Annotated in this window: 11 protein-coding genes; all 11 read left to right on the top strand. The window is 62.4% G+C overall.

The window, feature by feature from the left end; all coding sequences use genetic code 11:
* Nucleotides 1–531: phage terminase large subunit (gene terL, locus H5U08_RS04005; protein WP_297030430.1), on the top strand; the 531-nt coding region annotated here is incomplete at its 5' end.
* 49 nt (nt 532–580) lie between these two features.
* On the top strand, nt 581–1720 hold the full coding sequence (locus H5U08_RS04000) for a KTSC domain-containing protein (protein ID WP_297030429.1): 1140 nt from the start codon (nt 581–583) through the stop codon (nt 1718–1720).
* Between the two features lie 42 nt (nt 1721–1762).
* On the top strand, nt 1763–3055 hold the full coding sequence (locus H5U08_RS03995) for a hypothetical protein (protein WP_297030426.1): 1293 nt from the start codon (nt 1763–1765) through the stop codon (nt 3053–3055).
* Nucleotides 3056–3074: 19 nt separating this feature from the next.
* Complete coding sequence (locus H5U08_RS03990; RefSeq protein ID WP_297030423.1) at nt 3075–3491, top strand: capsid cement protein; 417 nt, start codon at nt 3075–3077, stop codon at nt 3489–3491.
* 35 nt (nt 3492–3526) lie between these two features.
* Nucleotides 3527–4555, top strand: a complete 1029-nt coding sequence (locus H5U08_RS03985; protein WP_297030419.1) for a hypothetical protein — start codon at nt 3527–3529, stop codon at nt 4553–4555.
* Between the two features lie 2 nt (nt 4556–4557).
* Nucleotides 4558–5052 (top strand): phage protein Gp36 family protein, encoded by a 495-nt coding sequence (locus tag H5U08_RS03980; RefSeq protein WP_297030416.1) that lies wholly within the window; start codon nt 4558–4560, stop codon nt 5050–5052.
* A gap of 16 nt (nt 5053–5068) precedes the next feature.
* Nucleotides 5069–5572, top strand: a complete 504-nt coding sequence (locus H5U08_RS03975) for a hypothetical protein (protein WP_297030415.1) — start codon at nt 5069–5071, stop codon at nt 5570–5572.
* Nucleotides 5573–5574: 2 nt separating this feature from the next.
* Nucleotides 5575–7878, top strand: coding sequence for a DUF935 family protein (locus H5U08_RS03970; RefSeq protein WP_297030413.1), 2304 nt, complete (start codon nt 5575–5577; stop codon nt 7876–7878).
* On the top strand, nt 7875–8156 hold the full coding sequence (locus H5U08_RS03965; RefSeq protein ID WP_297030412.1) for a hypothetical protein: 282 nt from the start codon (nt 7875–7877) through the stop codon (nt 8154–8156). The genes H5U08_RS03970 and H5U08_RS03965 overlap by 4 nt, the downstream gene beginning before the upstream one ends.
* Nucleotides 8157–8289: 133 nt before the next feature.
* Nucleotides 8290–9873, top strand: coding sequence for a hypothetical protein (locus H5U08_RS03960; RefSeq protein ID WP_297030410.1), 1584 nt, complete (start codon nt 8290–8292; stop codon nt 9871–9873).
* A 9-nt stretch (nt 9874–9882) separates the two neighbouring features.
* A complete protein-coding gene (locus H5U08_RS03955; protein WP_297030408.1) occupies nt 9883–10026 on the top strand; it encodes a hypothetical protein in 144 nt (47 codons plus the stop codon).
* Nucleotides 10027–10166 lie beyond the last annotated feature (140 nt).

Here is a 10166-nt window from a genome sequence, read left to right as displayed (position 1 = left end):
CCCGTGGATTACTGGATCATGGCCATCGATCCCAGTCGCGGCCGGGCGGACCTGCCTGGCGATGATACAGCGATCGTACTGTTGGGTGTGGCCCCCGACCGGGCCCTCCTCTACGTTGATGCGGAGATCGAACCGAGAACACCCGAAGAGACGATCCGGCGGGCACTGCAACTGTACGACCAGTGCCGGCCGCGGTGGCTGGTCGTGGAGTCCAATCAGTACCACGGCTTTCTGGAGCGGCAGATGGAGCGGGAGAGTCTCGAGCGTTTCGGGGTCCGGGTCCCCGTCTGGCCGATCCAGAACACGGAACCCAAGATCATGCGGATCCGTCGGATCGGGCCGTATCTCGCCAATCGGGAACTCCGTTTTCGCACCAGTCCGGGGTGTCGGAAACTCGTGGACGAGCTCCAGGACTTCCCGCTGGGCGAACATGACGACGGCCCCGACGCCCTGGAGATGGCCCTGCGGATGCTCCTCCACACCGTCGTCTACAAACCCGAGGCAATGTCACGAAGGGAGTCGCACTGGTGAACCGTCCGGCCAGGGGCGGGCCGGTAAACTCCGAAAAAGGAGGAGAGAGATGGCCTTTGATCCTGGAAAGCTCTTTCGCCGTGCCGATGAGGTCCTCCGTCTGGAGCTGGAGGAGTCGTTTCGCCGTTCTCCGGTCGGCAGTATCATCAGACAGGGGCGGGCCCGTCCAGCGGTCGATCCCAGCGAGCTGTTCCGCAAGCTGGAGCGGGGCATGACGCTCAAGGAGTTGATGGGCACGTCGATCTGGGAAATCAAGGGGGCCATTGAGCAGTACGCCGGGCGAAGCGAGTGGACGGTCGTGAAGCAGTTCCTCCGTTCGCTAGGGCCGGTTGGCACACTCCTGGAAAACATTTTTCAGCCGCTGAGTAAACCCCCGTATGAAGCCCCCGGCTTCCGCCTCTCGGTCCTTGACGCGATCAACTTCCTGCGGGCTTTCGGTTTTGAAGTCCTGCCGCCGAAAGAGATGCGGCTCCCCAAGGAGGAGCTGGAGCGGTCCATCTGGGCGGCCTATTACTTCCTGCAAGAGCATGCTGACATGCTCCTGCGACGGCCGGAGTTCGGGCTGGCAGGGCTTGCCCCGAAACCGAGCGAGGTCGAAGAGGAGGTCCAGGAACGACGGGAGACGCAGTTGCGGGTTTCCAACACCGTGATGGTGCCCATGCGGTTCGGGCCGCCACGGGAATTCCCCGTCACCCATCCCATCGTGACCGGGGAAATGGTCGAAGTCCGCTCATCGAACGTCCATTCCATCGGCTACGACATCGACAATCACATTCTCTATGTCCGTTTCTGGGCGGAAACCGAGCGGAAGGGTCAGCTTGTCCGGTTCCCCGGTTCCCTCTACGGCTATCGCGATGTCTGGCCGGAAGAGTTTTTGGATTTCCTCGAGGCGGGATCGAAGGGTGGTTGGGTGTGGGACCATCTCCGCGAGCGCGGGACCGTATCGGGCCACAAAAAGCCTTATTTCCTGGCGGGAATCACCGGGGGGTACGTCCCACGTCAGGCGGCCCTTACCACGATCCGCGGGCCGAGGACGGGAAAACCCTATATCGCCGAGGTCTTCCGTCCGCGGGTCGTCTTTCACGAGGGGAAGTGGCTGGAGTCGAAACTCCCCCTGGAGGTTGTGCAGGTCTTCAAGGTCGTGAAGCCGCCGCGGCCCTCGCTGCGTCCGTTGCTGGGTTTATCGTGAAAATGTTCCATCACGGACGATCGGGCTTGTTATATTGCGGGCATGGTGAGTTTTCTGGAGATCGCTAAACCGAAGACCTTCCCTGAAGAGGAGTTCTTCAACGTCCGGGACGTGCCGGTCTTCGTGGCGCACGAAGCGGAGCTGTCCGACGGACGGCGGGTCACTTTCGGCCCGGACGAGCTGGCCGCCATCGTCGAAAACTGCAACCGGCGCATTGAGGAGACGGGCGATTACGCCGTCATCACCCTCGGACACACACCGGCGCCGGGAGAGGATAAACCGCAACCGGAGGTTGTGGGCTTCGCGGGGCCGTTCCGCCTGGGTGAATTTGCCGGAAAACCGGCGATTCTAGCGGACTTTCACATCTTTCAGGAATACAAAGACGTCCTCAAACGCTATCCCCGCCGCAGTCCGGAGTTTCGCCTCGTGGACGACCTCCGCAAGACACACCTCGATCCGATTGCCCTCCTGGGGGCGGAACCGCCGCGGCTGGATATGGGGCTGACGCTGCTCTATTCGGAGCGTGAGGGGAACGTCCTTGTCGAGCGTTATGCGGCGGTCATGCCCGCCGGAAGCAACACATTTGTTTCGACTGTCCCGTCCCAAGACAAGGAGCGATACACAATGGACCAGGACCTCCTGAAACAGATCATCGAGGCGTTCAACGAGCTCGACTGGGTGAAATGGGTGAAAAAGAAGATGGCCCAGGAGCAGGCTCAGGGTGGCGGCGAGACCGAGGGGGATAACCCGCAACAGCAGTACGAGGACCAGCCCTCGGACAAGATTGACCCCGAGAAGGCGAAACAGATCCTGGAGGACGGCACCGTGCACGGCAAACCCCTCACCGAAGACCAGCGGAAGATGTTTGGGGCGGCGGCCAGCCGCGAACGGGACGCCGACCGCGAACTGCGGGAACGCTACCGCCTGCTCGAGCAACACCTCGAGCGGCAGCGGACGGAACTGGAAAAACTCCGCCGGGACGTGGAGGCCGAACGGGCCGCGCGGGTCAACGCGGAGCGGTATTCCCAGCTTGTTCAGTTGCGGCAGGTCTACGCCTTCGACCTGGAGAAGGAGGTGGAGCGGTGCCGCTACTCGCGGATGACCGACGAGCAGTTCAAAGACCACCTGGCGATCATCCGCGAGAACTACAAGCAGATCCCGGTCGGGGAGCGCTTGCCGCCCCTAGGCGCGGCGGTCGAACTGGACGAGTCCCGGGAGAAGTACAGCGAGGAGGTCCGCCGACGGGCCCTGGAGATCGCCAAGCGGAAGAAGGAGCTCGGCGAAAGCTGCAGTTACGAGGAAATCCTGGAAGCCGTCAAGACGGGAAAACTCTGATTTGTGAAGGAGTCGTGTGATGGCCATTTTAAGTTTCAAAGCCAGCGGGAACATCAGTCCCAGCCGGTTCGTGACGCTGTCGGGCGAGAACACGGTGGCCCAGGCCGGAGACAACAGCGAGATCATCGGGGTGGCCCAGGAAGGCTCGAACAAGGCGCCCCTCCAGGACTTTGTCAGCACCGTCTATGCGGCGGAGACCGGCCAGGCCCTGGAAGTCTATTCGGTCGGCGAACTCTGCCTCGTGGAAGCCGGCGGCGCCATCTCCGCAGGGGCGCTGCTGAAGAGCGACTCGCAGGGGCGGGCGGTTGCCGTGGCCACGACCGGAACGACCATTCAGAACTACGGGGCCGTGGCGCTTCAGGCGGCCACCGCCGCCGGGCAGAAGATCCTCTGCCTGGTCCTGCCCATGCAGAAGGTTCGACCTGCCTTAACGTGATGGAATGGGACTGCTAGAACGAAGGAGACTCTTCAATGCCTCAGGTCATGCCTGCCAGCTCGAACACCTATGTCCCGGTGGCCCTGGCCAAGGACAAACTGGTTGTTGATTTTGCCCGTGACCCGAAGCGGTTCAAGGTCGCGCAGTACACCCAGGTCGTGCCGGTTGAGAAAGACACCGGTTACTACATTTATCTGGACCCCGATGAGGCGGGGCGGATCCTCAACAGCGATGCCCGGGATTTCGTCTGGTACGACGGCGCGGACGCCCGCCGGAGCCATGCTGGCAATCAGGAGTTCGAGTTCCGGCCGTACCGGACGCAGCGCTACATCTTCGAATTCACCATCGGCTGGAAGGCCGCCCGGCAGGCCTCCTGGGAGATCGTGGCCCGCCACGCGGCGGCCAAGGCCCAGCAGGCCATGACCCTGCGGACCCAGTTGGCCGCCAATGTCCTGCTGGACTCCACGCAGTATGCCGCGGACCACGTGATCAACGCGACGAGCGGCTTCGGGGCCTGGTCGAGCTCCACCCAGACGAACATGTACATCCTGAAAACGCTCACCGCGGCGGCGGAAAAGATTCTCGATGATACCCTGGGGATGGTCACCAAGGACGACCTGGTCCTCGTCATGGGCAGCGGTCTGGCTAAGAAGATCGCCGCCGCTCCAGAACTGACGGAAATGATCAAGTACCAGGCCGGGTTCGACTTCCTCCGCGGGGCCAGTGAGCGGACGAATGTTTCCTACGGCGTCCCGGAGAGCCTCTACGGTTTCAAGGTGGTCGTCGATGAGACGAGAAAGGTGACGTCGAAAAAGGGAGGCACGCGGGCCGTGGCGCCCGTCTGGCCGGACAACCAGGCCGTCCTGCTGGCCCGTCCGGGTGGGATGGAAGGAGCCGCCAACGTCATCAACTTCGCGGCCTGCTGCCTGTTCATGTACGAAGAGATGACCGTCGAACAGAAGGACGATCCAGACAACCGCCGCATCTCCGGCCGCGTCGTCGAGGATTACGACGTGCGCCTCGTGGCCCCCGCCGCGGCCGTCCTGATCACCAACATCACCTGATCATGCTTGCCAGTGTGCAGGACCTCATTGATCGGTTCGACAGTCGGCTCCTGGCCGATTTGGCCCGCGACGACGGCACACCCGAGACGAATCTCGCCAGCAACACGCGGATTCTCTCGGCGCTGACCGATGCGAGCGGCGAGGTCCGCTCCGCCATCCTCCAGGGCCGGCGCTACACGATCGAGGACCTGAGCAATTTGGACCCTGATGACCAGGCCTTTCTCAAGCGGCTGGTCTGCACCCGGGCCGTGCTCAATCTGGCGGCCGCCCGCGTGAGCGTGTTTGGTGAGGAGAACTACCGGGCGGCCCAGGAGTGGGTTGAGGAAAAGCTTTCTCAGCTTGCCAAGGGCGAGCGGATCTTCGCCACGCCGGGGGCGCAGGAAGCCGGGCTGCCCAGGACCGAGGCCCCCACCCTGGTTGAGATCGAGCGGATGAATCTGCTTGTCGATCGCTGTGACGGGTACTATCCGAGCCGCCCCGATCGCATGGCTCGTTGAGTAAGGAGAACACGTCATGCCCATTTCTGTTCAGGTCTCCGGTGCTGTGCTGGTGAAGGTCGGCCCCCAGGAATGCGCCGATACGGCCCTGCAGATTCTGGGATACACGGCCAACGGTGTCCGCATCCAGGAGGAGGATTTTTACGAAGAGATCCACTCCGATGAACGCGGAGGAGACAGCGGTCCGCCGATTGATCTCGTCTATCAGGGGAAGCGGGTGCGGGTCACGATGGAACTCGTCAAGTGGGACGCCGCGGTGGCCGATCAACTGGCGGCCCGCATCTCGGTCACCACGCCGCAGCCTGGACTGGCCTACGAGGCGGGGATCGTGATGGTCGCCGGCCAGAAGGCCTTTCGCCTGGTCCTCAAGTCGAACGTGGCGAGCTGGGACCTCCCGGTGGCCGTGGTCCGTGGGCAGTTCGAAATCAATAAGGGGTCCCGCCACAGCCGCCTCATGCTCGCCTTCGAGTGCTATCCTGATTCGCAAGGTTACATCTACAAGCCTTACACTGGGACATGATGATGGCCGGGGATGCCCTCTATCTCGTCACCGCGGAGGGAGTGACCGAGATCCCCGGCATGCCACCGGGGCAGGGACAAACCATCTTGCCCCATGCGGCAGGTTTTCTGGGTCTGTTCACGGGTGGAACGGCCCGGGTCTACTGGCCTTCCGATACGGCCCTCAAGATTGCCCGCCAGAATGCCATCAAGATGCGGGCCGACGCCGCCGTCATGGAATGCGTCGAGCTGCGGCAGCGGGCGGTGGCCCTGCTCGACTGGCGGGTGGAGTGCGATACGGACGAGCCGGCCTATGATGAGGCCCGTACCATCCTGGAAAAGATTCTCCGCCGCATCCCGCGATTCACGCAGTACCGGGAAAATCTCCTCCACGCCATCTGGTTCGGCCGTTACGCAGTCGCCAACCGCTACACCTGGGACTGGATCGATGGCAGGAAGGTTGTCGTTATAAAGTCGTGGATTCCCATCCATGGCGATAAACTGGTCTGGAAGGTGGATGCCGATGTCGGCGACCTCTTCGACGGCCTGGGGATCCGCGTGGGTGGCACGTCCGGCCTCAGTGAAGAGGTATCCCGGTGGCATAGCGAGCACAAACAATGGATCGAGTCCACGGAATTCGGCTGGGCCTATTTCCCGCCGCCGGGGAAACGGGAACTCCTCGTCGTTCATCGCCACTACATCGAGGACGGCGAGTACGAGGAACCACGCAACGCCTCGCGAATCTTCGGGGTGGGGATCCGCGACCGGATCTACTGGACGTGGTACCAGAAGCAAGACGCCCTGGCCTGGCTGATGGAGTTCCTGGAGCGGAGTGCCTTCGGGATCGAACTCTGGTACTACCCCGCGGGGAATCCCCAGGCCCGGGAGGAACTCCGCCAGGCCGCGGCGGAGCGGGCCGGGCCCAACAAGAACATCCTGCTTGTGCCGAGGCCTCCGGGGATGGAAGGGGCGGTCTACGGCGTGGAACGGATCGAGCCGTCGCTGGCCGGGGCCCAGGCCCTCAAGGAGATCATCACCGATTACTTCGGCCACCAGATCAAGCGGTACATTCTGGGACAAACCCTCACCACGGAGGCCCATGCGACCGGCTTGGGGTCGAACCTTGCGTCGATTCACCTGGACACCTTCCTCCAGATCGTCCGCTATGATGCGATCAATCTCCAGGAGACGATCACGGATCAGGTGGTTCGCCGCCTTGTGGGCTGGAATTGGCCCGGGCTGGATGCCCGCGCTTTTCGCTTCGTCATCGAACTGGAGCGGGACGATACGCGGGAAAAACTGGAGGCCCTCCAGGCGGCCTTCAACATGGGACTGAAGATCCGGGCCGCCGACCTCCGCGAGCTCCTGGACATCTCCGATCCCGGACCGGAGGAGGAATTCCTCCAGAATCCGGCCTACCGCTCCCTGGAGACGAGCGTGCCGACGGCCCAGTATACGGAGCAGGACGCGAAGGTAGAACGTTACTGGATCCCGCCCGGGGCCCCGCCCGACCCGCAGGATGGCGAAACGTATATCTTCAAGGACACAATCTATGCCTGGCTACGCAACACAGCGGGAATTCATCAGTGGCAGGTCGTGGGTAGGGCGGCCTCAGGAGGCCGCGGCCCCGGCCCTTCCCAGCCAACCACCACCACTCCAGCTCCTTCCCGTCCGGAACGGCCAGGACCCACGGCGACGACTCGTCCACCCGGTGAGAAAAAAGAGGCCCCGCAACAAGAGAAAACAAAGGCTCCAGGTAAAAAGCGAGAGGGAATCCCAAAAGTTGATTTCCACGAAACGACCCCCGAGCGCTTCGTCGAATTCCGCGACAAGTTACCACCCGATCGGAGGGCTTTCCTGACGTTGTATTCCATCGACGAGATCCGCGATAAAATAAAGAAGGGCGCCAAGATCTTCCAGACGGCGGACGGGACGGCGGGCTATATGCTCGTCCCCTGGGAGGGCAAACCTGGGGAATACGACCTGTGCAATGTCTTCCGGATCCCGGGTGGTACTCCCGGAGCAGGCCAAGCCGCGGTTATCCAGGCCATCAGCCAAGGGGCCACGACGCTGGATTGCATTGGCGAAGGTTTGGCGAGGATCTATCATAAGTACGGTTTTCGGGTTTACAAAGTCGTGGCCTGGGATGACCAGTACGCCCCCGCGGGTTGGGACTACCAAAAGCACGACCGCCCGCCGATTTATTTCATGCGGTACGTGGGAGATACCCGAGACCCGGAGGAGATTCGACGACGGGCGGAAAGTGGATATTATGGGGAGTTCCGTTCAAAAGACTACCCCATCGGTTTCGTGGAGGATTCGCCGTGAATGAACACACCGGAAGGCGACCGAAAACCTTAGAAGAGGCTTACGAACTGGCGAAGAATTTCGTGCAAATTCCCACCAAACTCACGGAGCCCAAACCGCCCCCGGAGGACCTGCCTCCCGAGGAGTACAAGAAGGCCGAGGCGGAATACGAACAGAAGATGAAACAATGGCTGACAGAGTCGATCTTCGGTGCCAATTACAAGGACAATCCTCTTTATCAATATCGTGAACCTTATTGGGACAACGAGTGGGAAGCGATCAAGGACCTCATTCTCTAGCTTTCCGAAAAACGTCTCTCGTCTCGCCCGGCTGACTCAGCTGTCGGCGTTATGGCCATCCATCCCGGCCACTCGCATCGGTGGCTGATAACTTGTCCCAACTTTGACCGGTGTGGGGTGTACAATCCGCAGTATGGACCTGTACACCCCTTCCAGCGACAGCGGCCTGTTCAACCTGTTGGGAAGACTCTTTGCCCTGGGGCAGGCGGTCGATGCCGCCCGCACGGGAAGCGTCTGGACGAAGCGCCAGGCCCTGGACGCGGTCCTCGACCTGGCCCCCCAGGTCCAGGCGGCCATCAACGGACACAATGCCTGGGATAGCTCGGGGGCCGCTCTCCACAACCAGATCGTCTCCGCCGCGATCAGTCTGATCCGCCGCTATCTCGAGGAAAAGAACCTCACCTATCGCACACTCGATCAGGCCCTGGAGGTGATCCGCAGCGATCTTGTGGCGGGCGGTTATTATTTCGCGGCCTCAACAAAGTCGCTCACCGTCACGCCGGGAACCGCAAACCAGGGCGATGCCATCGTTGCCGTTACCGACCGCAACGCCCGGGGCGAAACCGTATGGGTCTATCCCGAGACGATCAGCGTGCGGAGTGACGGCAGCACACTGAGCGTGGCGGGAAGCCGGACCGCGCCCCAGGGACGCGGCGACCGCAACTGGCCCCAGGGCAGCGGGGCCTATTTCACCCTCCCCATCACCACAGTGAACCAGTCGCTGCTCGCAAATTCCGGGTTTGAAGACATCGTTGCCGCCAACACCCCGCAGGGCTGGACGATCCACACGGGGACACCAGGAACAACGATTTTTGTGACGGAGCCGGAACAGCAGCAGATCACGATCACGGGAAGCCCCACCGGCGGCTATTTTGTTCTCACCTGGACCGATCCCCGGGGAAAAGTCTGGCAGACAGGCCCCCTGGGGCCGGCGGCCACGGCCTTGGACATTCAGACGGCCCTCCGCGGGATTCCCGGTCTTGCCTCGGTGACGGTCACGGGAACGAATCCCTTCACCGTGACCTTCGAGAACACGCCGGGGGACATCTCGCAACTGGCGGTCATCAACAGGCTCACCGGTGGCACAAGTCCCCAGGTGAGCATCACGACGACGCGGGCGGGGGACGCGTTGAGCTATCGCGGGCGGAGTTTGAAGTTAGTGGGGAATGGCAGCGAACAGACGACCCTGTATCAGCCCGTCCGCCTCACCCCGGGCCGGGTCTATCTGTTCTTTGTGCGGGCCCGCCGTTCGGCCACAGCCACCGGGACTATCAACTTCGAGCTGCGGCGGTCGATCAATGAGACCGCACTGGCCGACTCGGCGGGGAACCTCAATCGGGTCAGTATCAGCGTGGCGGGACTCTCCACGACCGGCCACACGGGGATCACGGGGGCCTTCCGTCTCCCCGTCGATTACGGGAGCGATCCGGTGGTCCTCGTAATCACGGCGGCCACGCCGATCAATGCCGGCCAGTCAGTGGGGATCGACGAGCTGGTCCTGGTGGAGGCCTCCCGACTCTATCAGGGCGGGCCGTATGTCGGGGGCGTTTCGGGCTGGAAGGCATCCGCGGGCGACACCTGGACGATCACGGCCAGCAACAACTTGGGAGGGAAGTGGGAAACCTGTCTGGAACGCTATCTGGGCTGGCGGGCCCGCCTGGACCGGGCCGTCCCGGCGTCCGGGACCACGCAGATTCCGGAGACCCTGCTCGATTAGGAGGTGCCCATGCCCACACTCTGGGGACACAGCGACGAAACCCTTCATAACATCGTGACGACGACCAGCACGACCAGTCCCCCCGTGCCGGAGGATGAGACGGGGACCACTAGCCAACCCGATTCCGAGACGGCCGAAAAGGAGGCTGCTTGATGTGGTTTTGGAGGCGAAGACGGGGGCTTTTTCGCTATTACAACGGCCAGCGGTGGATTGACGCGGACCCGCTCCCGCTCTATCGCAAGGTCCTCAAAGAGGCCGATCAACTGGTGGTCCTGGGGGCCGCCTTCGATGAG

Source organism: Thermogutta sp. (assembly GCF_014359955.1).
Lineage (GTDB): Bacteria > Planctomycetota > Planctomycetia > Pirellulales > Thermoguttaceae > Thermogutta.
The sequence above is the reverse complement of the archived record's forward strand: the minus strand, read 5'-3'. Positions and strand labels throughout refer to the sequence as shown.